This is a genomic window from Acetobacter syzygii (genome assembly GCF_000964225.1).
Lineage (GTDB): Bacteria > Pseudomonadota > Alphaproteobacteria > Acetobacterales > Acetobacteraceae > Acetobacter > Acetobacter syzygii.
This window is the reverse complement of the sequence record NZ_BAMZ01000003.1, coordinates 70,324-94,201: the sequence shown is the minus strand read 5'-3', so window position 1 is coordinate 94,201 and position 23,878 is coordinate 70,324. Positions and strand designations below refer to the sequence as shown.

The following is a 23,878-nucleotide window of genomic DNA, read 5'->3' as shown; positions in this document are numbered from 1 at the left end:
ATGGGCCATGCAGCATGGCTCGGAAAGAACGTTATGCCTCATCCGCCTTGTTAAGGCGTTGATGCAGTTCTTTACCTGTTTTGAAAAAAGGAACCAGCTTTTTGCTGACCTTGACCTGCTCCCCCGTTTTGGGGTTGCGACCCAGGCGTGGTTCCCTTTCCTTAACGGAAAAAGCACCAAACCCACGCAACTCAACGCGGTTACCTGCTGCCAGACTGCTTGTTATGCCGCCAAAAACCGTATTTACCAGCAGCGTAGCCTCTCTAAGCTGCAAGTGGGGGTTTTTTTCTATAAGAATGGCAATAAGTTCAGACCGCGTCATGGAGCCCCCTGCCGGTTAGGGTGGAGTAGAAGGTCTGACGTCCATCTGTGTCAGACAGATGGCAGCATTCCGCCCTGTATGGCTGAGCGTCAAGATAAAAATGTGTGGCGATCGACCAAGAGTGCCAGACCGCCAGACCACATTTGTTATTTTAGGCCGTCGTTGCCTTTTTGCCGCGCTTTGCCCGACCGGACGTTTCGTCTTCATCCCCTGCAGCGTGGATCTTGCGGCCCAGACCGATCTCACGTGCCAGAGTGGAGCGACGTTCAGCATAGTTGGGAGCAACCATGGGGTAGTCTGCGGGCAGGTTCCAGCGTTCGCGGTACTGCTCGGGGGACATGCCATAAGCGCTCTGTAGGTGGCGCTTGAGCATTTTCAGTTTTTTACCGTCTTCAAGGCAGACGATATAGTCCGGGAAGACCGAACGTTTGACTGGAACAGCTGGCTGCAGTTTTTCAGGCTCGCTCTGCGGCTGGTCAGCCGTTTTGAGGGCTTGGAAAACTTCCTTGATCAGAACCGGAATGGCAGCAGGGTCCGTCTGGTTGTTGGAGACGTGCGCAGACACGATCTCGGATACAAGATCTAGGAGAGGCGAATAGTTCTGGATCTCACTCATGACAGGCCTAATTAAAATTCAGTGTGAATAATGAGAACCATAATCAATTATTGTGTGTTTGTGAACTAGCAATAAACAAAAAAACAAAAAATATGGATAGAACGATATAAAGTGTTACAATGTGGTGTCGAAATTTCAGTATTTGAATGGATTTACATAAACTATCTGTAATATTTCTATTCAGTAATACCTGTGGCGCAATGCTGCTCTGGCAAAGATGGGTCTCTTATCAATATTTTATGAATAGTCTGGAAATTTATAAAGTTGACTTGATAATATTCTATTGTGTCAGAAATATTAAAGCGCATTTGCAGGGCAGATGGAGCGCGTATCGGTGTTCGAAAAGCGATGCTTCCAGAGCCTGATTTGGCTGTTTGAATGATTTTGGGGGTGTAATATTGATACGGTACAAAACCGGAATAATCCAGATCCCGATGCCTCCCCTGTGGGAGCGTTAATCGGGATCTGGAAAAACGTTTTTGGTAGTCTTAGCGAATACCGAGTTCGCTCATAAGGAAGTCGCGGAACACAGCAACACGCTTGGAGCTCCGCAATTCTTCAGGGTAAACAAAGTAGGCATCAACTGTTGGGGTCGTAATTTCCGGTAAAATCTGGATCAGATCCGGGAATTTGCTGGCTGCATAAGATGGAATGGAGCCAATACCCAAACCGGCTGCGATGGCGGATGCCATGGCGGCCATGCTGTTGACTTCCAGGCGGGCAGGGCGGGTGTGGCTGCTGACCTGTCCGGCATCAGCCAGCCAGTTAATGTGTGCTACAGGGGGGTGGTGCTCACCAAACAGAACCAGTTGATGGTTCTTTACATCTTCCAGGGAGGCGGGCATCCCATGGCGTTCAATGTAGTGTGGTGCTGCAAAAATTGGTAAATTAAAGTCTGCCAGATGGCGCTGGATCAGGTCTGGCTGGCGTGGTGCGTGCATCCGCACTGCCACATCGGCCTCACGCATCCCCAGATCCAGATCATTGTCTTCCAGAATAAGGCAGATATCAATTTCAGGGTTTGCTTCCATAAATTTATGGAGTCGTGGCATAAGCCAGCAGTTGCCAAATCCTGTTGTGGTTGTAACCCGTAGGCGGCCTGCGGCTTTTTCCTTGCTTTCTGTCAGCAAGGTCTGTGTCATCTCCAGTTTGGAGAACACTTCCCGCACCGTTTTGTGCAAGGTTTCCCCTTGCTCAGTCAGGATCAATCCACGCGCATGGCGGTGGAATAGGGGCACCTGAAGAACATCTTCCAGAGCAGAAATCTGTCTGGATACGGCAGACTGGCTTAGGTTAAGCACATCCCCCGCGTGGGTAAAGGAACCGGCTTCCGCTACGGCATGGAAAACCCGGAGTTTGTCCCAGTCCACGCACGCCTCCTGCTAAATTGACTGAAATTACAAAAGCACAATACCATGCTTTCGAAGCTACTACGTGCAGTAATTACTGCATGTGGTCAAGGTATGGGCAGCTTTACGTTTTGGGTAATTCTGCCAGATACCGCTCTGCATCCAGTGCAGCCATGCATCCAGTGCCTGCCGCGGTTACGGCCTGCCGGTATATTTTGTCCTGTACATCGCCTGCGGCAAATACACCGGGGACAGATGTGCGGGTCGTTCCGGGGGTGGTTTCAATGTACCCTTCGTGGTCAAGAGCGAGTTGCCCCTTGAAGATTCCAGTCGTTGGGGCATGGCCAATGGCAATGAACAGGCCATCGGTTTCGAGCGTTGTTTCGCTCTGGTCCACAAGGTTGCGCAGGCGCACGCCACAAACCACTTCCGGCGTGCCGGTGGAAAGAATATCCTCCACGGCACTATTCCATATGACCGAAATTTTGGGATGGTTGAGTAGGCGGTCTTGAAGAATTTTTTCGGCACGCAAAGAGTCGCGGCGGTGGATGAGCGTTACGTGCGACGCATGGTGGGTCAGGTAAAGAGCCTCTTCAACTGCGGTGTTGCCGCCACCGACCACGGCAACTTTTTTGCCGCGGTAGAAAAAGCCATCGCATGTTGCACAGGCGGAAACCCCGCCACCCTGCAGCCGCTTTTCGCTGGGCAGGCCCAGCCAGCGTGCCTGCGCGCCAGTTGCAACAATAACAGCCCTGGCAACATAAACAGTTCCGGAATCCCCAGTCAGCCGGAAGGGGGAGCCAGCGCTGAAGTCCACGGATGTAATAATATCGTATTCAATCCGGGTGCCAACATTCTGGGCCTGCTCGGCCATCTGTTCCATAAGCCATGGGCCTTGCACGGCCTTGGCAAAACCGGGGTAGTTTTCCACGTCTGTTGTAATGGTCAGCTGGCCACCGGGCTGTAGCCCTGCGACCAGAACGGGGGACAGGTTGGCGCGTGCGGCATAAATGGCTGCGGTATAGCCAGCCGGGCCTGCGCCAATAACAAGCAGGTCAGTCGTAATGGTCTCGGTCATGCCAGAAGAATCCCCCAAAGTAGGAAGTGCGGGTGCTGTTATGCCGCGCAAGCGTGGTTCAAAGTGAATTTGGAAAAAAGGATATGACGGGTGACTTGGCGTTGAGCAAGGGTTGAGAGATGAGTTTGCGGCATGGCGGGTAGCATGGCATATACTCGCCGCTCTTTCTGGGAGTTCCATCTTGCACAGGATTGGGTCGGATAAGGTGACGGATCTGGACGCTGTTGATCTTCGTATCGTAGCTGAGCTGCAGGATGATGGTCGTATGACCAATGTCGAACTTGCACGGCGTGTTGGCATTTCAGCCCCTCCATGCCTGCGGCGTGTGCGCCGTCTGGAGGAGGAGGGGGTTATTCGCGGTTATCATGCCCAGCCGGATGCCACGGCCCTTGGCTGGCCAATTATCTTTTTTGCGCTCATCGGGCTGGATAGTCAGAAGGAAACAGTACTCTCCGCGTTTGAGCAGCAGCTTGCCGCCTGGCCGGAAGTCCGCGAATGCCACATGATTCGCGGTGGTGGGGATTTTCTGGTTCGGTTAATCGCGCGGGATGCCGCGCATGAGAATGTGTTGACCCGCCAGTTGACCGAAGCGCCCCATGTTATCCGGGTGCAGACATTGCAGACCATACGGACAAGTCTGGAACGCAAGGGAGTGCCCCTGCCGGATGCGCGGGAAGGAACGTCCGCATAATGTCCGCCGGACATGCGTTGGAGGGTACGGTTTGCGGGGGTAGCCCACAGATCAGCATTGTTGTTCCATGTTATAATGAAGTTGCCAACGTAGCCCCGCTGGTGACCATGCTGGAAAAAGTGCTGGCGGGTCGGTCGTGGGAAGTTATTTTTGTTGATGATCATTCGCCCGATGGCACAACAGGGGCCGTGCGCGAACAGGCACGGCAAAAACCCTATGTGCGCGGCATCTGCCGCATTGGCCGCAGAGGATTATCCTCCGCAGTGATTGAGGGAGTCCTGTCCTCCTCCGCGCAGGTTGTGGTGGTTATGGATGGTGACTTGCAGCATGATGAAAGCCGGATTGTCGCATTGATAGAGGCCGTAACCAGCGGCACCTGCGACATTGCCGTTGGCAGCCGCCATGTGGAGGGTGGTAGCAATGCCGGGCTGGCCAATGCGTGGCGTCGTGCGTTGTCCGATGGCGGAATATGGCTGGCGCAGTGTTTTCTACCTGTCAAACTGACAGACCCCATGAGTGGTTTTTTTGCCTTACGGCAGGAAACATTTGCCGCCATTGCACCACGTCTGTCTGGTGCAGGTTTTAAAATTCTGCTGGACCTGCTGCTATCATCCGAAAAACCGTTGACCGTGCAGGAAGTTGCCTGCGGTTTTCGCCCCCGTGTGGCAGGCGAGAGCAAGCTGGATGCTGTGGTTATGCTCCAGTTTGCAGCACTTTTGCTGGAAAAATTTTCCCGCGGGATGGTGCCGTTGCGGTTTGTTGCCTTTTGCCTTGTGGGTTTGGTTGGCGTTGGCGTTAATCTGGGGGTTATGCAAATGACCCGCCTCCTTGGCGTGGAGTTTTCCACGGCTCAGGGCATTGGCAGTGTTGCCGCCATGATTGTGAATTTTTTTCTGGATAACAGCTTTACATACCGGGACCGCCGCCTGCGTGGGCGGCGCTGCCTGTGGGGGCTGGTCTTGTTTATGCTGGTCTGTTCGGTGGGGGCTGTGGCCGATGTGGGTGTTGCCCATATGATGTATGCGCAGAGCTACAAGCTGAACGAGGCCAGTCTGGCGGGTGCTGTACTGGCTGTGGTTTGGAACTACGCCATGTCCGCAACAATTATCTGGAGAGCCCGGTAATTTTGCAAAGGCATTCCCTGGCGTCGGTTTATTGGGGGGGCGGGCTGATCGCCCTTACCCTGTTCCGTCTTGTGCTGGCCGCGTTTATTCCACTCGCACCGGACGAGGCCTACTACCGCATATGGGCACTGGCTCCTGCCGCGGGGTATTTTGACCATCCCCCCATGGTTGCAGTGTGGGTCCGGCTCGGCATGGCTCTGGCGGGCGATACGGCTGAGGGTGTGCGCCTTATGGGGCCACTTTCGGCTCTGTTGGGCACGCTGCTGGTTGTTCATGCCGCCTACTGTTGGTTGCAGCAGCAGGGCACGCAGGAACAGGCTTATAAAGGAGCCATACGGGCAGGGGCATTACTGAATGGTACTCTGGCTATCGGGCTGGGCACATTGGTTATGACCCCCGACACGCCTTTGCTGCTGTTTATGGCGCTTATGCTGTGGGCACTGGTGCGCGCCTGTGTTGGGCAGCAGCGTTCCATGTGGCTGGTCGTCGGGCTGGCGGCCGGGCTGGGGTTTGATAGTAAATATACGGCTTTGCTGCCTGTGGCTGGTCTTGTGGTGTGGCTGCTTGTTACAAAAGATGGGCGCAAATGGCTGATAACACCTTGGCCATGGCTTGCAGGGTGTGTGGCTGCCATTTGTGTTAGCCCGGTTATCTGGTGGAATGCCCACCATGCCTGGGCCAGTTTTCTCAAGCAGGGTGGGCGTGTAGGCGACTGGCAGCCTGCACGGGTGTTGACCTTTATGGGGGAACTGCTTGGTGGGCAGGTCGGGTTGGCCTCTCCTCTGGTTTTTGTGTTTTTTGTTGCCGGCATTGGTCTGCTTTGGAAAAAGCGGGATAGTTTTTCCCTGCTGCTGCTCTGCATGGTTGCATTGCCTATGGCTGTGTTTGTGCAACATGCTCTGGGGGCCAGAGTACAGGCTAACTGGCCGGTTGTGCTGTACCCCACCGCAGCACTTGCTGCGGCCCGTGTAACGTGGCCGTGGTGGAAAGGAGCCAGCTTTTTTGGCGTGGGGCTGGCGGGTATTGTGTGTGTGCAGGCCGCGTTTACGCCGTTTCGTCTCTCTCCACACATGGATATAACATTGCGGCAGATGGGCGGCTGGCCGGAATTTGCCCATGTCATTGCAACAGTGGTGCCTCAAGGTGTGCCGCTTGTGGCGGATGAATATGGTCTGGCATCCGAACTGGCGTTTTATGCGCCCGGGCGCACCGTGGTGGGGGTGGAGCCACGCTGGAAGTTGTTTAATCTGCCCCACCCAGCCTGTGGTGGGGAGGCATATCTGGTACTCAGCCATAGGCGGCAGGGACAGCCGGATGTGCGTTTTTTTGATGTGCTTGGCACATTGCCCGACCAGTCACGTAGTCGTGGCGGCATTGTGGCCGACAGTTATTCCCTCTTCCGTGTCAGGCTGCGTTGCCCGGTAGTGGGGCAGATGGACGATGCTGTTTACCTTCCCGCAGGGCATCGGTAATTCCGGTGTTTGCGTGTTGCCCGGAAACAGGGCAGGATAGCGCACAATCACGCTGTTAGTAGAAACAGGAATCCCAGTTTATGGCTTCTCCACGGCTTGTGGCGGTCCAGATGGACCCACTTGAGCATGTTAATATTGATGGGGATTCAACCTTCGCGCTCATGCTGGAGGCACAGGCCCGCGGGCATAGCCTGTTTGTTTATGAAGTGGCGTCCTTGGCGCTTGATGAAGGAACGGTTGAAGCTGGTGGCGCAACCCGTACCGATGTAACGGCTCTGGTGCGCCCGGTTACCGTACAGCGGGAAAAAGGGCGGCACGCCACATTTGGCGCGGCATCACGCCGGTCCCTGCGGAGCATGGATGTGGTGCTTATGCGCCAGGACCCACCGTTTGACATGGCTTACATTACAGCCACGCATATGCTCGACCATATCCACGGCACGGGGCCAGATCAGGCGCTGGTTGTCAACGATCCCCGCTGGGTGCGCGATTGCCCGGAAAAACTGCTGGTTACGCATTTTCCCCAGCTTATGCCGCCGACCCTTGTTACGTGGGATATTGAGCAGATTCGCGCCTTCCGAGCTAAATGGAAGGATATTATTGTCAAACCTCTGTTTGGTAATGGCGGTAGTGGTGTGTTCCGGATCAAGGCTGATGACCAGAACCTGAACGCCCTGCTGGAAATGCATTTTGCCCGCTCGCGCGAACCGCTAATGATCCAGCGTTATGAACCTGCGGTGACGGCGGGCGACAAACGGGTGATTCTGGTAGATGGCGACCCCATTGGTGCAATCAACCGCGTGCCATCGGGGGAAGACCACCGGTCCAACATGCATGTGGGTGGCGTTGCGCGCAAAGTGGAGTTAACCGAACGCGACCGCGAAATTTGTGCGGCGATTGGTCCTTTTCTGAAAGAACATGGCCTGATTTTTGTGGGTATTGATGTTATTGGGCAGTATCTGACGGAAATCAACGTGACATCCCCGACTGGTTTGCAGGAACTGGAACGGTTTGATGGCATTAATGGTGCCGCCAGCATATGGGATTGTATTGAACGTAAGTTATCTGTCCAATAAGCGCGGTCCGGGTCTGTTGGGCGGTACCATGCCGGGAAAAGTATGCTGCCACACAAGGACGCTTTTGTGGCATGTGCGGCAAGCAGGAAGGAAGAGAGTATAGTGGCTCTTGAAGAAATGTCCGTCAGCGGGCAGAGAGAGAACATGAGTGACGTTCTCCAAGAATACCCCTCCGGCGGAGGGGAAAGCCCGGTACCTCCTCCCTCGCGTTCTGCGCTGGATGCGGAGGCCGTCAAGGTGGCCTATCGGCGTTGGGCCAATGTTTATGACGTGGCCTTTGGCGGTATTTCCCGTTTTGGTCGCCTGCGGGCGGTGGACGCGGTCAATGGGCTGCCCGGCAGGGACGTGCTGGAAGTCGGAGTGGGCACAGGTCTTGCGCTCCCACATTACACTCAGGCCAAAGCCATTACCGGCATTGACCTTTCAACAGACATGCTGGCCAAAGCCCGCGAACGCGCCAAGCGCGACAGTCTGGCGAATGTAACAGCCCTGCTGGAAATGGACGCGGAAGAAACCACGTTCGAAGATAATTCTTTTGATATTGCAGTCGCCATGTTTGTGGCGTCAGTTGTGCCCCATCCGCGTAAACTGCTGCGCGAACTCAAGCGCGTTGTGCGTCCGGGTGGGTATATTCTGTTTGTTAATCACTTTCTGGCACCTGGCGGCATTCGTGGGGCTGTGGAGCACGCCATGGCGCGCGCTTCTCACTCGCTCGGCTGGCACCCTGATTTTGCCATGGAATCGCTTCTTCCGCGGGAAGATATTGCACGCGCCTATATTCAGCCGGTTCAGCCTTTTGGCCTTTTTACACTGGTTACGCTGGAAAATCTGCCAGAATAATAAACATGTGCGCTCCTGTTTTGGCAGGGGCGCTAGACATGCGTGGCTTGCTAACGCGTTTTTGTGCAATAAAGCGCCAAAATATGGTCGTTTTTTGTCTAGCGGGTTGAGGTGCTTGTAACCGCTCTCCCGCACAGAATATGGAACATGGAGCATGATCTCCGCTCACAGCCAGCTTAACGCCCCTTTGGTAACAGAGCATAAAACTGTTCATCAGCGGCAGGATTCTGCCGCGGGAACAGCCTATCTGCTGCTTGCTGCTACTGCGGCTCTTGTTGGGGGTGGTGCCTCGGTTCTGGCCGGATTGGGCATGTTACCGGCTTCTGGGGTGTGGGGGCGTCTGGCGCAGGCGCATCCGGCTCTGATGCTGCTTTATGTTGTGGTGCCCGCACTGGTTGGCGGTTTTGGTACACTCTGGCTGCCCCGCGCTTTGGGGCGTGAGCATATGCTGCTGGGGCGGCTTAATCTGGCATCTATTGCTATATTGGTTGTTGCCGCCGTGCTGACCTGCACACTGGCAGATGCCCGATTGGCTAATATGCTCTGGTCGCTGGGCGCGCTGACCTCGGCAATGGTGCTGCTGACGACTATTTTTGATAGCTGCGCAGATAGCCGCGAACAAACAACGTTTTCCCCTTTTGTCTGGGGGGAAATGCTCTCCGCTATTGTGCTGCTGCTGACGGTACCGGTTTTTGCCGCAGCAACCGTGCGGAGCTGGCTGTGGTCAGCTTATAATCCAGTTGTCGGTGCCGAGTATTTTGCCGCACCTGTTGGTCTGATTGTGTTGCTGGCAGGGTTTGGGATTGTGTTTGAAATGGCCACCCGGATCGGGCAGGTTAAAACAGCCCCTGTTGCCTATATTATGGCCGCAACCGCAGCCTCCGGGGTTGTGGCATGGGCAAAAAGCAGTCTTGCCCATGGTGCTGATAGCCAAACCGCGCAAATGGTTGGGAATGTGCTGCTGGGTGTATGCTCCCTTTCCGCCGTTTGTCTGGCTGGCCTGTGGCTTGCAGGAACATGGAAGGCGCGGGTCGCCCTGCGTACGCCATTACTGTGGGGTATGGGTTTTCTGGCTGTGGTTGCAGGCGGCTGGGTTGTGCAACTTGTGCAGGGGGCAGGGTTGCACCCTGCGTTGCAGCTTGGTGCGCTTTATGCCGTGTGCGGTGGGTTTTATCTCTGGCGGGGGGAAGCCTGCGGCTTCTGGTACCCGCAAAAACTTGCCCGGCTGCATTTTGTGCTTACGGCGGCGGCTACACTCTGCCTTTTTGTTCCAGCCATGCAGGTTATGGGCTGTGCACTGTTTGGTGTGGCGGCTCTGGCGTTTGTGCTGGCAGCGTTTATAAGCTTCCAGCGTGACATTCCTGTACACAGCACCCGCAACGGGGCTGCCGTATTGCAGACTGTGAGGGGAACATCCGCATGAGCGAGGCAAGCCTTTCCGCTCCCCAGGCCAGAAGGCCACGTTTTAAAACAGAGCAGGTTGGTACGCAGGCGCGGGACTGGCTGGCTCTGCTTAAACCGCGGGTGATCTCGCTGGTGGTGTTTACGGGTGCTGCTGGCATGTTTATGGCACCGGGGCATATGAACCCGTTTGTAGCCATGGTTACCATATTCTGCATCTGTTTGGCATCGGGCGCTGCCGGGGCCATTAACATGTGGTACGACCGGGATATAGATGCGGTCATGCAGCGGACCATTACACGTCCGGTGCCTTCTGGCCGTATTCCGCAGAACGAGGCTCTGGCTTACGGAGTTGGGCTTTCCTGCCTGTCTGTTTGTCTTATGTGGATTGCGACCAACACTTTGGCAGCTGCCATTCTGGCGTTTTCCATTTTCTTCTATTCTGTCATCTACACCATGTGGCTCAAGCGCTCTACGCCACAGAATATTGTTATTGGGGGTGCCGCTGGGGCATTCCCCCCCATGATCGGGTGGGCCGCGGCCACCGGCCATATGGCGCTTATGCCTGTTGTTATGTTTGGCATTGTGTTCTTCTGGACGCCACCGCATTTCTGGTCATTGGCGCTGTATGCCTGCAAGGATTATGGCCGCGCCGGTATTCCCATGCTCCCTGTGGTGCGTGGCGTGCGGCATACACGCTGGCAGATTTTTATTTACACACTGGTTCTGCTGGCTGTGTCTCTTATCCCGTCGTTTGTTGGTGCAAGCGGGTGGATTTATACAGTCACAGCCATTGTCCTCGGTCTTGGGTTTGTAGCTTGCGCGGTGCGCGTACTGCTGGAACCGCAAGACGCAAATGGGGTTAGCCAGAAGGGAGATAAAGCGGCGCGTGTATCCTTCCGCTTTTCACTGGCTTATCTGTTTTTTCTGTTCTGTGGCCTGCTAGGCGACCACTTCTTTCAGATATGGATGCACTGATATGACGGCAGTTCCCATGGATCAGACCCCAGAGCAACTGGAACGGCAGAAACGTCAGTCCCAGCGTGTGCGCGGCATGGTTGTGTTCATGTTGCTATTGGCTGTGATCATGTTTGGGCTAACGCTTTTCCACCCCTAACGGGACTGAGTGCCATTGGGCGGCGATAGCCGAGTGGATATTGGTCTTGCGGTGAATAGAATAAAAAACCCGCCATTCCGATCTGGAATGGCGGTTTTTTTAATTAACCGGGCTGTAAAAAATATCTTACCGCGCCTGCTGAATGGCTGAAAGCAGCCAGCGTCCACCGCGAGAAGGACGGACAAACGTCCAGACTTCGGTAATGGTCACAGGGTTGGTTGAACTGCCATCAATCACCTGCCCGGTGGCGTTGGTCGTCAGGTCAATCAGGCTGTAACGCATGGCAACGCTGGCGTAGTCCATGTTGTTTTCACGCCATGCTTCAGCCAGATCCCCTTGCAGGAAGCGTACGTCGGACACAACGTTGCGCGCGCCCTGACTGGCAAGTGTTGCCAGCTGTTCGTTGAAGTAGGAGACCATTTCGGCTGTTGCCATCTGCTGCAAAGCCGGAATGTTCTGCTGGTTCCATGCCGCCTGAATATCCATAAGCGTTTGCTGGAATGCCTGATAATCAGCCGTTGTAATCTGGATGGGTGCGCCACCCGCCGCCGGAGCGGCAGACGTAGGACCAGTTGCACTGCGCTGCGGTGCCATGCCAAAGCTGCTGCCGCCAGCATTGCCACGGCCAAAGCGGCGTACCAGCCACATAATAACCATGACCACCAGACCAATCTGGACCAGAAGTCCCAGAAAGCTGAAAAATCCGTGCATTCCACCCATAAAGCCGTGGCCGCTGAGCATACCAAACAGTCCGGCTCCCAAAAAGCCGCCAGCCAGACCGGTCAGGAATGGGTGGCGGTTCGGGTAGCCCATGGGCCGGGCAAAGGGGGCTCCCATCTGTGGTGCGCCATAGCCGGGAGTTGTTGGTGCCGTGCGGGGGGTGATGGAGCGTTCCATGGGGGCTGTGCTGTAAGGCGTTGTTCGCGTAACAGGTGGCGCACTCCATGTGTGGCTACCACGGCTTCCCATGGACCCACCCTGACCGGGCCGGGCATCGGCCTGTAAGGCCAACGGCCCGACAAGCAGACTGATACCCAGAAACGTGCTGAGGGTAGAACGTAGCAGACGTGGTTTCACTGGTTTTTGGTCTCCGGCTAACAGTTAAGCCCCGGCGGTATTCAGGGCGTCTGTACGTAATGTGGGGGCATCGGTGCCAAAACGGAATACCAGATCGTCCGCCAATGTGATGGAAGCAAAAATTTCCAGCAGATTGCCAGCCAGCGTAAAGCCCGCCACAGGCTCGGCAATCTGTCCATCACGGATCATAAAGCCGGAAGCACCACGGCTGTAATCACCCGTCAGGCCGTTAATGGAGGAGCCCATCATTTCTGTAATGTAGAGCCCTTCCTTTATGTCCGCCATCAACGCGGAAGGGGAGAGGGCTCCGGGTTCAAAAAACAGATTGCTGGCGGAAGGGCCGGGCGGGCTTGCTGTGCCACGGGCGGCACGGGCATTGCTTTGCAAGCCAAGCTGGCGGGCGCTGCGGCTGTCCAGCACCCAGCTTTGCAGCACGCCATTTTGCACCAGAGAGAGGGGAGCAACTGCCATGCCCTCACCATCAAACGGCCGGGAACGCAAACCTTTTACGCGGGTTGGGTCGTCTGTAATGCCAATGTTACTGGCAAAAACAGCCTGCCCCATTTTGTCTTTAAGGAACGATGTTCCCCGCGCAATAGCTGTGCCTGTAATGGCGCCCACAAAATGGCCCAGAAAACTGCCAGCAACCCGTGGGTCAAACACAACGGGGTAACGGCCTGTTTTGGGGCGGCTAGGGTTGAGGCGGGCTACGGCTTTTTCCCCCGCACTGTGGCCGAGTGTTGCCGCATCCTTAAGGTCCTGAAGCCAGACCGTGCCGTGGTAGTCGTAGTCGCGCTGCATACCATCTCCGGTTCCGGCCAGAACGCAGACCGAATTGGAGTGGCTGGTGCGGCTGTAGGTGCCAGCAAACCCGGTAGATGTTGCCAGTGTAATATCGGTCCGCCCCCAGGAGGCACTGCTGCCCGCGCTGTTGGTCACACCGTTTATGGCCAATGCGGCTTCTTCCCCAGTTCTGGCGCGTTCAAGCAGGGCCGCAGTATCTGGCTCGCTGGGGTCAGCCAGTTCCAGTGTGTTGGTCTGGAATGTCCCGACCAGTGCGTCCGGTGCCAGCCCTGCATACTGGTCATCTGGCAGAACGCGCGCCATGGCCAGCGCCTGATCGACCAACGCATCAAATTTGGCCGGGTCTGGTGTGGTGGTGGAAACAATGGCGTTTTTGCGTCCCACAAAAACCCTCAACCCCAGATCGGTTGTTTCCGAGCGTTCCAGTTCTTCTGTAACGCCATTGCGTACACCTGCACCCACGGCTGTGCTGCTGACAAAAACAGCATCTGCGGCATCGGCTCCGGCGGAGCGGGCGCGGTTAACCAGATCGGCAATAAGGTCGAGGGGCTGTTGCGTCATGCTGCCAGTGTCTCCTTGATGCTTTGCAGGGAAGGAATGTGGCCTATGGGGCCAAGGGCTGCAAGCGTGGGTGCGCCAGCAAAAATGCGGGCTGCTGCACGGCAGATATCTTCCTGCGTAACGGCTTCGATCTTATCAACCGTTTCCTGCGTGGGAATAACGCGGCCAAAAATCTGTAGCTGCCGGGCAATCTGCTCGCATCGGCTGCCTGTGCTTTCGAGGGACATCAGCAGGGAGGATTTGAGCTGGGCGCGCGCACGGACCAGTTCATCCGCACTAACGGATAGCTGAACCTTGCGAAGTTCCTCCAGAGTAACAGGAATAAGCTCGGCGCATTCCTTTTCTCCCGTGCCAGCATAAATGCCGAACACGCCGCCGCCTTCAAACGGAGCGTTGAAGGAATAGACAGAATAGACCAGCCCGCGCTTTTCCCGAATTTCCTGAAACAGGCGGGAGGACATTCCTCCACCCAGCAGGGTGGAAAGGAGTAAGGCCGCGTAATAATCCGGGTCGTGGTAGCCAGTGGAGGGAAAGCCCAGCACAATATGTGCCTGATCCAGTTCCTTGATCTGGCGGAACTCGCCTCCGGCGTACACGGCACGTTCCATGGTGGGGGCTGTCGCGGTTGGCAGGTCGGCAAAATGCTGCTCAACCTGCTGCACAACGGCGTTATGCTCCAGATTGCCAGCCGCGGCGATAATCATGTTGGATGGAGTGTAATGCGTACCCATGTAGGACATGAGCGTATCGCGCCGCATATCCCGGATCAGACCTTCCGTGCCCAGAATGGGGCGACCCATTGGCTGGTTGGGAAAAGCGGTTTCCTGAAAATGGTCAAACACCACATCATCCGGGGTGTCGTTCGCCTGGCCGATTTCTTGCAAAATCACGCCACGTTCGCGTTCCAGTTCGGCTGCGTCAAAGGTGGAATGGGTCAGAATATCGCCAATAATGTCGATCCCCAGCCCAAGATTTTCCTTGAGAAGCTTAACGTAAAACACCGTCTGTTCGCGGGCTGTGTAAGCATTGATATGCCCCCCCACGTTCTCAATTTCTTCCGCAATGCGCAGGGCGGAGCGGCTGGTGGTGCCTTTGAACGCCATGTGTTCAAGAAAATGGGAAACACCATTTTCGGCAGCTGTCTCGTTACGGGTTCCGGCCGAAACATAGGCACCGAAGGAAACAGTTTCCACGCGGTCCATGCGTTCTGTCACAACAGTCAGGCCAGAGGGCAGGCGGGTCAGCTTGATGGGGTCTGTCATTCTCGTCCTGAAAAACATCAGGGCCGCCAACCGGGCGGCCCTGCGATTGGGGAGGGTCTGTAATCAGCCTGCGTTGGACAGGACCGCTGCGCGGACCGCATCCTTAATGGCGTTTTCGGTTGCGGGTACGGTGCGGTAACGCTCTTCACGTTCAAACAGGTCAGCCAGATGCACGGGCAATGCGGGGTGAATACCCGTAGCCGCGACCATGGCATCGGGGAATTTGGCAGGGTGGGCCGTGGCCTCAGCGACCATGGGAATGCCCGGCTGGCGGAAGCGACGGCCTGCGGCAATGCCAATGGCCGTATGGGGGTCGGCCATATAGTTGGAGCGCTGGTGCAGGGTGCGGATTTCGGCCTCGGTCTGGGTATCATCCAGTGCCAGACCGGAGAATAGGGTGCGCGCATTCTGCCAGACTTCTGCCGGTACATCCATGTGCCCGGTGCTGCGGAAGCCGGTCATGGTCCGTGCGCAGGCAGCGGCATCGCGCCCAAGCAGTTCAAACAGCAGACGTTCAAAGTTGGAGGAAACCTGAATGTCCATGGAAGGGGACAGGCTAGGCACTACGCCTTTAATCGTCATGTCATTGGCGTTGAGGAACCGGGTCAGAATATCGTTACGGTTGGAACCGACGCAGAGCTGGCGGATAGGCAGCCCCATTTTGCGTGCAGCCCATGCAGCCAGAATGTTGCCAAAATTACCCGTGGGAACAGCAAACGAGACCTCGCGCTCAGGCGCACCCAGAGCAAGGGCTGCATGAACGTAGTAGGGGATCTGTGCAGCAATACGTGCCCAGTTGATGGAGTTGACCGCAGAAAGGTGCATTTCCCGCCGGAAGGGAATATCCGCAAACAGGCTTTTGACCAGATCCTGGCAATCATCAAACGTGCCTTCCACGGCCAGATTGGTCACGTTGGGTTCACGCACGGTGGTCATCTGCCTGCGCTGCACTTCGGATGTGCGACCCTTGGGGTGCAGAATGATAACGGACAGGCGTTTGCGACCACGGCAGGCCTCGATGGCAGCAGAACCGGTATCTCCCGATGTGGCACCTACGATGGTCACGTGGTCGTCACGCTGGGTCAATACATGTTCAAAAAGCTGGCCAAGAACCTGCATGGCCATATCCTTGAAGGCAAGGGTAGGTCCGTGGAACAGTTCCTGCACAAACAGCCCGTCTTCAACCTGTGTCAGCGGCACAATGGCCGGATGGTCAAAACCCGCATAGGCTTTGGCGCACAGGGTTTTAAGCGTGTCCTCGTCAATGTCCGGAGCGGTAAAGCGGGCCAGAATACGCGCGGCCAGTTCCGGGTAGGGCAAGCCGCGCATGGCCTGCCAGTCAGCCAGCGAGAACTCGGGCCATGTTTGTGGCAGGTACAGTCCGCCATCTTCGGCAAGGCCTGTCAGCAGAACATCGGAAAAAGAAAGGACGGGAGCATTCCCGCGTGTGGAAATGTAGTGCATGAGGGCGTTTATATCCTGAATGACGAATGCCGCGAAGTGGCCTTGTGCGATAAATTAAGGCACTGCCTAGTGCTGTGGTGGTGTGGTCGGCAGGGTTAGCTCGTAAATTGTGATCGGCCATCTGATGGAAGGGGCAGGCGCGCCAAAAGCCGTGCTGTGGTTGATCTGGCTGGCGGAAACAAACAGATGGCCATGCCCATCCAGCCCCGGTGTGGTTGGCCATTGCAGGCGCGGGTCGGTAATGAGCCTGCGCGGAACACGCCCTGTTGTGTAGCTGAGAATGCTCGATGTTGTGATGTCCGACCAGTACAGGGTGCCATCATTATCAATGGTCATACCGCCCAGCGATGGGGTTTTGAACCATTGCGTCACACTTTCCTCAAAAGCTGCGGGTGTTATGTCCGGGTCCGTAAATATGGCGGTGGACACGCGGGACAGGTACTGCCCCGGAGCCTGTAGCACCAGCCACGATCCATCGGGGCTTACGGCAACCATGCTGGCATCCACTGCGGCATAATGGCCCGTGCTGTCGCGTACCGGGCCTTCGGGTGTCACAATCGGGCGGCTGGCAATCAGGTCCGGGTGGTGGTCCAGAAAGCGCTTTGCCGTGGCGGAAGGAATATCGATGACCAAAAGGCCCGCAACGCCTGAATCCGGCACATAGGCTGTGCTGCCATGTACCGCAATGCCGGACAGGATGCTGGTGGGGCGCAGGGCTTGCGGAGCCACCGGTACAACCCGGAGCACCTTGTTGTCAGTCGGATCAATTTCAACCAGTTTGGGGGCAGCGGTAGCGGGCTTTTTGCGGTTTGGTACGCCGCTGTCCAGCACCCATATGTGCCCGTCCGCTGTTCGGGTCAGGCCTCCAAGGGCAATAAAGCGTTTGTCCGCATCGCCTTGGGGGGCGTTCCACTGAGCGTCCGGCCATGGTGCCAGCTCTCCGCTGGTGCTGCGCACAAAAAGCTGAGGCCCAGTGTTGCCAAGCCATGCCGGGGCTTCAAGCAGCATCCGGCCATCTGGCAGCACAAGAACGGCATCCCAGATCTGGGTGTTGGATTGCATAAAAGGCTGGAGCGCACTGGCAGGGAGTTCCGCAACCTTGGGCATATGCAACGCCCATGAAGGGCTACTGCCAAGCGGGAGTGCCAACAGGCCCGCCAGCAGACCAAAAGTTGCATGGCGGAGGGAGAATGGGCGGAGTTTGGGAACAGTCATGCGCGGAAGAGACCCGGTTGATAACGCAAAGGCAGAAGAATGAGTGCCTGAGTTTCTGCCCGATGGAGCGGTCGTGCAAACGCCTTCTGCGCAGGGCGGCTGTGCCGTAGAACTGCGCAGGGGCTGGCCGGAGCAGGCCAGCAGCATGGCGGCAGGGGCATCAGGCATCGGGCGCGCAGTCAATGTAACGGCGGTGGATGTGGGTCAGGTAGGCCGTGGCATCCAGTGGTTTGCCGGTTGCATCGCGCACAATCTGCGGCATGGTGGCGCTGCGTGCGCGGCCATGTACATTCTGGCGTAACCATGCCAGCAGGGGGGTAAAGTTGCCCTGCCCAATAGCGGGCAGAATGGTTGGGTCTGCAGCGCAGGCAGCCGTGCGCAACTGTGCGGCTGTCATGGCGCCAAGCGCATAGCAGGGGAAGTAACCGAACAGGCCCGCAGGCCAGTGAATATCCTGCAGGCAGCCGCGTCTGTCGTCCGGTACGTGCAGCCCCAGCAGGGCGTGGAGGCGGTTGTTAAAGGCCGCAGGCAGGTCGGACAGGGGCAGATCGCCGGAGATAAGGGCTTTTTCCAGTTCGTAACGTACCAGAATATGGGCGGGGTATGTGACCTCATCCGCATCAACACGAATAAAGCCGGGTTCAACATGGGTCAGGTGTCGGTGCAGGCTTGTGGCATCCCACCCCTGGGTGCCATCCGCTATGTCAAAAGCTGTGCGGACCTGCGGAGCCAGCCAGTTTGCAAAAGTGCGGGAGCGGCAGAACTGCATTTCCATCAGAAGGGACTGGCTTTCGTGCAGTGTCATGCCGCCAGACTGGCCAACGGGCTGGCTGGCCCATTCGGCAGGGAGTCCCATTTCGTATAGGGCATGTCCCGTTTCGTGCAGTACCCCCATCATGGCGGGAATAAAGTCGGCCTCCACATAGCGGGTGGTCAGGCGTACATCGTGTGTGGCTCCGCCGCAGAATGGGTGGGTGCTCACGTCCAGCCTGCCACGGGTTACATCAAACCCCATATGCTGCATCAGGCGGCGGCCAAGTGCCTCCTGCCGTGCAATGGGGAACGGACCAATGGGCTGGTCTGCTGCGGGCAGGTTGTTCTGCCGCTCCAGAACCGTTCCAATCAATTCTGGCAGGCTGGAGGCCAGAGACGTAAATATGGGGTCAATGTCTGTCTGCCGTGTGCCGGGGTCAAAACTGTCCAGCAGGGCATCATACGGGGTCAGGCCCATGGCCTGCCCGGTGGCTATGGCTGTCTCACGCGTCAGGCGCAGAACTTCGGCCAGATGGGGTTCAAGGCTTTTAAAATCACTTTCTTCCCGTGCGGTACGCCATGCCATTTCGCAGCGGGAGGTCGCCTGTGCGGAGGCTTCCACCAGATCACCGGGCAGGGCGGTGGCCTGCCGGTGTTGCCTGCGCATCTGCTCCAGATTGGCAGCGCGCCAGAGGTCATTGCCAGCATCGGCCTCGGCCAGCAGATCTGCCATAACGGGGGCTGTCAGAATTTCGTGCCGCAGCCCTTCCAGCATGGCCAGATTTTCCGCCCTGCGCTCGGCTGCGCCAGAGGGCATCATAACTTCCTTGTCCCACCCTAAAATGCCAAGGGCATCATTGAGGGAGGACAGGCGCGCAAAGTGGCGTTCGAGGGAAAGATAGGCTTTATTCATAACCCACATGGTACAGCATCATGCAGGCGCACGAAAAGTCTCTGTTCGTGCAAACGCGCCTGCAAAACAGGGTTGAGCCGCAAAACAGGGGTGCTTGGGGCAGTATGGGCGACAAAAAAGCGGAATATACCCAGCCATCCCCCACGGCCGATCTGGCATTGTCCTGCCTTGCAAGGGGGGATGCCGAGCAGGCCGAATCCCTTTTGCGCACGCATTTGCGCCATAATCCTGAGGATGCACAGGCATGGCACGCCATGGCCTGTGTTGCGCGGGCGGGTGGAAAAGCGGCCGTTGCAGTCGCACTTGCAAGCAAGGCTGTTGGCCTTGGCGCGGAACCTTTTTTCTATCTCACATTAGGTTTGGCCCTGCTGGAACTGGGGCATGTGGAGGAAGCGCGTGCCGCAGTGAATGTGGTTGTTCTGAGCACACCGCAGGACCCCCGTGCGCAGGACCCCCGTGCGCAGGATGCCATGGCCCAGATTATGGAGAAAATGGGCCGTCTGGATGAAGCCGAGCAGGCATTAAAAAAAGCTCTGGCCCTGCGCCCGCTGGAGCAGGTGCGGCATATGACCCTTGCCGCGTTTTTGGCCCGGCATGGCCGTGCGGAGGATGCTGCCGTCGTGTCCGCCAGAGCACTTGCGCTGGGGGGAGAGGCTGTAGCTGCGCATAACCTGCACGGCATGGTGCTGGAACAGGCCGGGCGTCTTGCGCAGGCCGAGCCGCATTTTGCCATTGTGGCGCAGGCCATGCCCGATAATGCACAGGCTTTGGCCAACCATGGTGCCGCCCTGTTTGCCCAGCAGCGCTATGGGGAGGCAGAATCTGCCTTGCGCTCCTCCGCAGCATTGGCACCGGCTGTGGTGCAGACGCGTGCAAACCTTGGGCTGGTGTGTTTGGCGCAGGGCGACTTGCATATGGCGGAGGCCGAACTGGCAACTGCTTACAGGTTGCAGCCATCTGATGCCCGTCTGGCCCTGAATTACGGCACGGTGCTGATGGACTTGGGGCGGAGGGAGGAGGCCGAGGCACTGTTTGTGCAGGCCATGCACTATGCCGCCACTACGCAGGATAAGGCACGTGCTACGCTGAACCTTGCAACCCTTTGCCTTGCGACGGGCAGATTTGCGCAGGGGTGGGCTCTGTTTGAAGCACGCAAGACCCTGCTTGCGCCGCCCTTACGCGTAGCATCCTTGCCGGAATGGGATGGTACGACCACGGCAAAAACGGTGCTGCTCTATGCGGAGCAGGGGTTGGGGGACAGTCTGCAATTCCTGCGGTATGTGGATGCTGCGGTCCAAAAAGCCCCCATTAACCTGCTGGTGCCACAAACCATGCAGCGTCTGGTGCAATGCCTGCTGCCCCGGTGGCACGGGCGTGTAAGCCTGTGTACGCCCGAGCAGGCCGCCATGGCCGATGTGCGGTGTAGCTTGTTAAGTCTGCCTTATGTGCTGGACATGGCCGGGCCATGGGCTTGGCAGGTGGAGGGGGCATGGGGTGCAAACCCGACAAAACCCGTCAGGTCCAAAAGTGTGCTGGTGGGGTTATGCTGGGCAGGCAATCCCCGCTACCAGTTTGATCTGCGGCGTTCCATCGCTCCGGGTTTGCTCAGGCATTTGGCAGGGGTGAGGGGTGTTCGCTTTCAGGCCCTGCAACCGTGCGCTGATTTTTTGACTGTTCCCATACCGGTATTGCCCCTGCCAGAGGGTGACCTGCTGGCCATGGCGCGCGTTATGGCCAGTCTGGATGTGGTGGTCAGTGTGGATACCATGGTCATCCATCTGGCTGGCCTTATGGGTAAGCCCGCATTGCTTTTGAACCGTTATGGCGGGGACTGGCGCTGGGGGGGCGGGTCTGTGGTGGCTGGCACGCCCCCCGGTGCGCTGGAGCGCAGTGTATGGTATCCCTCCGTGCAGATTGCCCGGCAGCCGGCTCCGGTAGGGGGAAAAGCCAGTTGGCTCCAGCCGCTCGCAGCCGCAGCACAATGGCTGGAGCAGGCTGTGCAGGCAAAGTCATCCGGGTAGTTGCTCCCACACAATGTCGCTTTATGATGCAGGTATGACACGTATCTCTCCCGATGGCGCCACGCCCGCTATGGCGCAATGGTTCACGCTTAAGGCGGAAAATCCTGAAGCCCTTCTGTTTTTTCGGATGGGTGATTTTTATGAACTATTTTTTGATGATGCCGTAGCGGCCGCCGCCGCGCTGGATATTGCCCTGACTGCCCGTGGCAACCATGGGGGGGAGCCCATAGCCATGTGCGGTGTGCCGGTTGCTGCGGCCCCTGCGTACCTCTCACGTCTGATTCGCCGGGGGTTCCGGGTGGCCGTGGCAGAACAGACCGAGGTCCCCCGCAAGGGGCGACCTGCCAGCAAAGGGCCATTGGCACGTGGCATTGTGCGGGTTGTGACCCCGGGCACATTAACCGAGGATGAGTTGCTGGAACCGGGGCGTTCCAACCTGCTTTTAGCCTTGGTCTGTTCGCCGGACGCAACAAAAGGCAAGCGCAAAAAAGAGGCGCAGCCCGATGCCGGGAGCGTGTTGGGTGCGGCGTGGATTGATGTGTCCACAGGTCTGTTCGAAACGGCATCTCTTCCCGCCAAGGCGTTGCCAGCCCTGCTCGGGCGGCTGGACCCTGCGGAAATTCTGACCATGGCCGATACCGAACTGGGGGATTACGAGGCCCGGCGTGCACCGGAGGCCACATTACCTGCGCCACAGAGTGCCAGGCAGCGTCTGGCGCAGGCCTTTGATGTGGCTAGCATTGAAGCGTTTGGCACCTTCTCGGATGAGGAGAGTATTGCCGCAGCCATGGCGGTTGACTACGTGCGCCGTAGTCAGGCTGGCAAGCTGCCGCGTCTGGCGCACCCTGTTCCGCAAAGTCAGAGCGGTGTGCTGGGCATAGACCCGGCAACCCGCGCCAGTCTGGACATTCTGCGTGCGCGGGATGGAGGGGTGGAGCACACTCTGTTTACTGCCATGAACCGGACAGTCAGCGCCGCAGGAGCCCGGATGCTGGCGGAATGGCTGGCATCCCCCCTGACGCAGGTGGAGGCCATAAGGGCACGGCAGGATGGATGGTGGTGGCTTAAGGAGCACACGGCCCGCGCAACCGCCTTGCGTGAATCGCTCAAAAAAGCCCCGGATATTGCACGTGCGCTGGGCAGGCTTTCCCTCGGGCGTGGCTTGCCGCGCGATATGGCTGGCATACGCGACGGGCTGGTAGCTGCGCGGGAGGCGGCCCATAGTCTGGCGCAGCCGGTTCCGGGCCAGCCGGAAGCACAGCTCCCGGCAATTCTGGTGCAGGCCATAGGGTGCTTGGGTGCGGCCCGTGATCTGGAGGCGGAGCTGCACACGGCACTGGCGGAAGACCTGCCCGCCCGGCTGGATGATGGCGGCGTTATTGCTACAGGCTACGATGCGGAACTGGATGAACACCGCACATTGCGGGATAATTCCCGCCGCCTGATTGCTGCCCTGCAAAGTGATTATGCAACCCGTTTTGAAGTTTCCAATCTGAAGATCCGTCACCATGCGCAGCTTGGTTACGTCATGGAAGTGCCGGTGGCCGCAAGTGCACGGCTAAAAGATCATCCGGACCTTATTCTGCGTCAGGGCACAGCCAGTATGGCGCGGTTTGCCACGGAGGAACTGGCCAGCCTGAATGTGCGGATTACCGAAGCAGCGGAAAAAGCTGCCCAGCGGGAAAAAATAGTATTTGCGGCGCTGACCGCCAAAGTGCTGGCCGAGCGCGAACTGCCGGAACTGGCGCAGGCTCTGGCCGTGCTGGATGTGCTGCAGTCCTGTGCGCTGCTGGCCACGGGGGGAACGTGGTGCAGGCCGGATGTGTGCGAGGATACATCCTTCCATCTGGAAGGGTGCCGCCACCCTGTGGTGGAAGCGGCATTGCCGCCCGGTGCACGCTTTACCCCCAATGGTTGTGTGCTGGCCCCCGAGCGGCGGATTATGCTGCTGACCGGGCCCAATATGGCTGGTAAATCCACCTTTCTGCGGCAGACGGCTCTGGCCGTTATTCTGGCGCAGGGGGGCTTTCCCATAGCGGCCGATCAGGCGCGGATTGGTATTGTGGACCAGCTTTTCTCCCGCGTGGGCGCATCGGACGATCTGGCGCGCGGGCGTTCCACCTTTATGGTGGAAATGACCGAAACCGCCGCCATTCTCAACCAGGCAGGGCCGCGCTCGCTTGTGGTGGTGGATGAAATAGGGCGCGGGACCGCCACACTGGATGGGTTGGCCATTGCATGGTCCGTGCTGGAGGCTTTGCATTCAACGGTGCGCTGTCGTGCAATTTTTGCAACCCATTTTCACGAACTGTCGCGTTTGGTGGACACGCTGCCCCGTTTGTGCCTGCATACCATGGCTGTGCGCGAGTGGCGCGGGCAGATCGTTTTTTTGCACGAAGTGCTTGCAGGATCAGCAAAAAAAAGCTGGGGTGTGCATGTGGCGCGTCTGGCAGGCGTGCCCGTAAGTGTGGTGGAACGGGCCGGGCGGCTGTTGCGGGAACTTGAACGTGCTGAAAATACCATACCCGAACCACTACCGCTTTTTGACACACAGAAGACATTACCCCCACCATACGAAAATACGTTAAAGAAACGGTTGATGGAGATTGACCCGGATAGTCTGACCCCAAGGGCCGCGCTGGATATTCTGTACGACCTGCGCAAGCAGGCCGGGCAGGAGCCGGACAGCCCCACCAATGGGTAACACCGCCCAATCCCAATC

The 23,878-nt window shown here is 57.6% G+C and carries 20 protein-coding genes; 10 read left to right on the top strand and 10 right to left on the bottom strand.

Annotation, left to right across the window (positions count from 1 at the left end; all coding sequences use genetic code 11):
- Positions 1-31: 31 nt before the first annotated feature.
- The 4 genes from Absy_RS00570 to trxB all read right to left on the bottom strand — a co-directional run bounded on the left by Absy_RS00570 (position 32) and on the right by trxB (position 3,365).
- Positions 32-322 (bottom strand): integration host factor subunit beta, encoded by a 291-nt coding sequence (locus Absy_RS00570; protein WP_048852778.1) that lies wholly within the window; start codon positions 320-322, stop codon positions 32-34.
- Positions 323-473: 151 nt separating this feature from the next.
- Positions 474-938, bottom strand: a complete 465-nt coding sequence (locus tag Absy_RS00565; protein WP_048852777.1) for a MucR family transcriptional regulator — start codon at positions 936-938, stop codon at positions 474-476.
- A 488-nt stretch (positions 939-1,426) separates the two neighbouring features.
- Complete coding sequence (locus Absy_RS00560; protein WP_048852776.1) at positions 1,427-2,308, bottom strand: LysR family transcriptional regulator; 882 nt, start codon at positions 2,306-2,308, stop codon at positions 1,427-1,429.
- Positions 2,309-2,411: 103 nt separating this feature from the next.
- Positions 2,412-3,365 (bottom strand): thioredoxin-disulfide reductase, encoded by a 954-nt coding sequence (trxB, locus tag Absy_RS00555; RefSeq protein WP_048852775.1) that lies wholly within the window; start codon positions 3,363-3,365, stop codon positions 2,412-2,414.
- A gap of 205 nt (positions 3,366-3,570) precedes the next feature.
- Here trxB and Absy_RS00550 point away from each other — a divergent pair, with 205 nt between their 5' ends.
- The 8 genes from Absy_RS00550 to Absy_RS00515 all read left to right on the top strand — a co-directional run bounded on the left by Absy_RS00550 (position 3,571) and on the right by Absy_RS00515 (position 11,086).
- Positions 3,571-4,056, top strand: a complete 486-nt coding sequence (locus Absy_RS00550) for an Lrp/AsnC family transcriptional regulator (protein WP_173957995.1) — start codon at positions 3,571-3,573, stop codon at positions 4,054-4,056.
- Positions 4,056-5,180: a glycosyltransferase gene (locus tag Absy_RS00545; protein WP_048852774.1), complete on the top strand. Its 1,125-nt coding sequence runs from the start codon at positions 4,056-4,058 to the stop codon at positions 5,178-5,180. The genes Absy_RS00550 and Absy_RS00545 overlap by 1 nt, the downstream gene beginning before the upstream one ends.
- Positions 5,181-5,182: 2 nt before the next feature.
- Positions 5,183-6,652, top strand: a complete 1,470-nt coding sequence (locus Absy_RS00540; RefSeq protein WP_245614644.1) for an ArnT family glycosyltransferase — start codon at positions 5,183-5,185, stop codon at positions 6,650-6,652.
- An 80-nt stretch (positions 6,653-6,732) separates the two neighbouring features.
- On the top strand, positions 6,733-7,728 hold the full coding sequence (gene gshB / locus Absy_RS00535; protein WP_048852773.1) for a glutathione synthase: 996 nt from the start codon (positions 6,733-6,735) through the stop codon (positions 7,726-7,728).
- Positions 7,729-7,872: 144 nt separating this feature from the next.
- Positions 7,873-8,568 (top strand): class I SAM-dependent methyltransferase, encoded by a 696-nt coding sequence (locus Absy_RS00530; protein WP_048852859.1) that lies wholly within the window; start codon positions 7,873-7,875, stop codon positions 8,566-8,568.
- 154 nt (positions 8,569-8,722) lie between these two features.
- Positions 8,723-9,991 carry a cbb3-type cytochrome c oxidase subunit I gene (locus Absy_RS00525; RefSeq protein ID WP_048852772.1) on the top strand — a complete coding sequence of 423 codons (1,269 nt, stop codon included), beginning with the start codon at positions 8,723-8,725 and terminating at the stop codon, positions 9,989-9,991.
- Entirely contained in the window at positions 9,988-10,947 is a 960-nt protein-coding gene (locus tag Absy_RS00520) for a heme o synthase (RefSeq protein ID WP_048852771.1), read from the top strand. The genes Absy_RS00525 and Absy_RS00520 overlap by 4 nt, the downstream gene beginning before the upstream one ends.
- 1 nt (position 10,948) lies before the next feature.
- Positions 10,949-11,086 (top strand): hypothetical protein, encoded by a 138-nt coding sequence (locus Absy_RS00515; RefSeq protein ID WP_179287821.1) that lies wholly within the window; start codon positions 10,949-10,951, stop codon positions 11,084-11,086.
- A 126-nt stretch (positions 11,087-11,212) separates the two neighbouring features.
- On the opposite strand, the gene Absy_RS00510 is transcribed toward Absy_RS00515, so the two are convergent.
- The 6 genes from Absy_RS00510 to Absy_RS00485 form a co-directional block, all read right to left on the bottom strand.
- On the bottom strand, positions 11,213-12,163 hold the full coding sequence (locus tag Absy_RS00510; RefSeq protein WP_048852770.1) for a Tim44 domain-containing protein: 951 nt from the start codon (positions 12,161-12,163) through the stop codon (positions 11,213-11,215).
- A gap of 24 nt (positions 12,164-12,187) precedes the next feature.
- On the bottom strand, positions 12,188-13,528 hold the full coding sequence (locus tag Absy_RS00505) for a TldD/PmbA family protein (RefSeq protein ID WP_048852769.1): 1,341 nt from the start codon (positions 13,526-13,528) through the stop codon (positions 12,188-12,190).
- Positions 13,525-14,790 carry a M16 family metallopeptidase gene (locus Absy_RS00500; RefSeq protein WP_048852768.1) on the bottom strand — a complete coding sequence of 422 codons (1,266 nt, stop codon included), beginning with the start codon at positions 14,788-14,790 and terminating at the stop codon, positions 13,525-13,527. Before Absy_RS00500 ends, Absy_RS00505 begins: the two co-directional genes overlap by 4 nt.
- Positions 14,791-14,853: 63 nt before the next feature.
- Positions 14,854-16,254 (bottom strand): threonine synthase, encoded by a 1,401-nt coding sequence (gene thrC, locus Absy_RS00495; RefSeq protein ID WP_048852767.1) that lies wholly within the window; start codon positions 16,252-16,254, stop codon positions 14,854-14,856.
- A gap of 66 nt (positions 16,255-16,320) precedes the next feature.
- Positions 16,321-17,469 (bottom strand): L-dopachrome tautomerase-related protein, encoded by a 1,149-nt coding sequence (locus tag Absy_RS00490; RefSeq protein ID WP_048852858.1) that lies wholly within the window; start codon positions 17,467-17,469, stop codon positions 16,321-16,323.
- 160 nt (positions 17,470-17,629) lie between these two features.
- Complete coding sequence (locus Absy_RS00485) at positions 17,630-19,135, bottom strand: carboxypeptidase M32 (RefSeq protein ID WP_048852857.1); 1,506 nt, start codon at positions 19,133-19,135, stop codon at positions 17,630-17,632.
- Between the two features lie 104 nt (positions 19,136-19,239).
- On the opposite strand from Absy_RS00485, the gene Absy_RS00480 reads away from it, so the two are divergent.
- Together Absy_RS00480 and mutS are read left to right on the top strand one after the other, a co-directional pair.
- Positions 19,240-21,156: a tetratricopeptide repeat protein gene (locus Absy_RS00480; protein WP_048852856.1), complete on the top strand. Its 1,917-nt coding sequence runs from the start codon at positions 19,240-19,242 to the stop codon at positions 21,154-21,156.
- Between the two features lie 34 nt (positions 21,157-21,190).
- Positions 21,191-23,860 carry a DNA mismatch repair protein MutS gene (gene mutS, locus Absy_RS00475; protein WP_048852855.1) on the top strand — a complete coding sequence of 890 codons (2,670 nt, stop codon included), beginning with the start codon at positions 21,191-21,193 and terminating at the stop codon, positions 23,858-23,860.
- Positions 23,861-23,878: the final 18 nt, after the last annotated feature.